The 1,514-nt window shown below is 49.7% G+C and carries 2 protein-coding genes; both read left to right on the top strand.

What is annotated here, in order from left to right; translation table 11 throughout:
• Window positions 1–137: 137 nt before the first annotated feature.
• Window positions 138–929 carry a phage terminase small subunit gene (gene gpM, locus LG003_RS22875; RefSeq protein WP_262981747.1) on the top strand — a complete coding sequence of 264 codons (792 nt, stop codon included), beginning with the start codon at window positions 138–140 and terminating at the stop codon, window positions 927–929.
• A gap of 98 nt (window positions 930–1,027) precedes the next feature.
• On the top strand, window positions 1,028–1,514 hold a 487-nt coding region (locus tag LG003_RS22880), incomplete at its 3' end, for a head completion/stabilization protein (protein WP_262981748.1).

Here is a 1,514-nt window from a genome sequence, read left to right on the forward strand (position 1 = left end):
AATGACGGTTATGTTATTGAAGACTACGGCCTGAGTTGTCTGATTGAGGGGATTTCGTTGGCAAGCGCAAAAAGCAGCGGCGAAGAATAAGTCACAGTATCTGGTGCCGTCATCATGCGGCACTGGCACGAGGGGGAATGATGCTGACACCGGCACAACAACATTGGCAACAGGTTATGGCTTCACGCCGTGGCGATGAAACTATGTCATCGGAAGCGCTGACCGCCTATGAACAGATATTACACCGCCTGCGCATTGATCAGTCACGGTTATCTGACCTGCAAGGCACAGAGCGAAAAATTGATTACAAACGCGAAGTCATTGCGCATTATGACAGTTGGGTTGACGGAGTGTTGGCAGCCGGTACCGGGCAGGCCGACGAGGTACTCATTCACGTGATGATTTGGAGTATGGACATTGGTAATTACGCGCGGGCACTGACGCTGGCCGAGTATGTCATTCGCCATAACCTGCCCTTGCCCGATCACTATCGCCGTACCGTAGGACCATTATTAGTAGATGAGATTTGCGATAAAGCCCTAACGATTTTTTCAGCGTGTAGCGAGTCCGTTGAGCCTGTCCCTCTCGCAATACTTGAGCGACTTGCTGAATTGGTTGAATCATTGGACATGCCCAATCAAGTTAGAGCCAAGCTGTTTAAAACAGTGGCGTATACCCTGCGCCTCAGTAAGCAGCGAGCAGACAAAGAACGCGCATTATTCCTCATGCAGCAAGCATTGTTATTGTTTGCCAATATCGGGGTGAAAAAAGATATCGAAACTCTGACGCGAGAATTAAAAAAGGCCGCTGATGGCCCGGCCTCACCAGATAGCGCAGTAACTGAGTCCCCAAAGACGAAGCCAGCGGCGACGGGGAAAAAAACGACCAAGGCAAAAACAACAGCGGCGAAGAATAAATCTTCACGTTAACTGAATGCACCCCGCGTGCCAGGCGGCACGGTGATCAGACCGGTTTTTAAACTCAGTCCGTTTTGCCGTTCACCGCCGTTTCTTTCAGCAGGTGGATTATGAGCTTAGTAGCAGCCAAACAACCCCGTTCTATCGATACTCATGCAGATATCAATGACGGTGGGGCAAAAGTCACTTCCGGTACATTCTGGCCGGATATCACGCTCGCTGATTTGCGTAATTCGATGCGCCTGAGCGGAGCAGTGACAACTGAACGATTGATACATATCACTGTTGAAGCGGTGTTATATGTCAATCAATTGCTCGCTGTGTGGCAACAAGAACAGGAAGAAAACGGCTTTGCTTCACTGGCTGCGGTTCCTTCTCCTGCTATCAACGACACTACGGCGTATATTTTCCGCTACCGACACGCGGTTTACAGTTTCACTAAAGCTTTGCTGATTGAAAATTATCGCGACATTGACACAACACGCGACGGAGAAAAACACGCCGAGGCGTTGAGTACGCAAATTGATGATCTGCGACGCGATGGACAAAATGCGGTTCGTGATGTGCTCGGTAAAAATCGCATGATAGCGGAGCTGG

Source organism: Photorhabdus kleinii (genome assembly GCF_025384885.1).
Classification (GTDB): domain Bacteria; phylum Pseudomonadota; class Gammaproteobacteria; order Enterobacterales; family Enterobacteriaceae; genus Photorhabdus; species Photorhabdus kayaii.

Excerpts from the sequence above, each read along its gene's own strand:
- gpM (WP_262981747.1), top strand. The coding sequence starts at position 138 with ATGATGCTGACACCGGCACAACAACATTGGCAACAGGTTATGGCTTCA.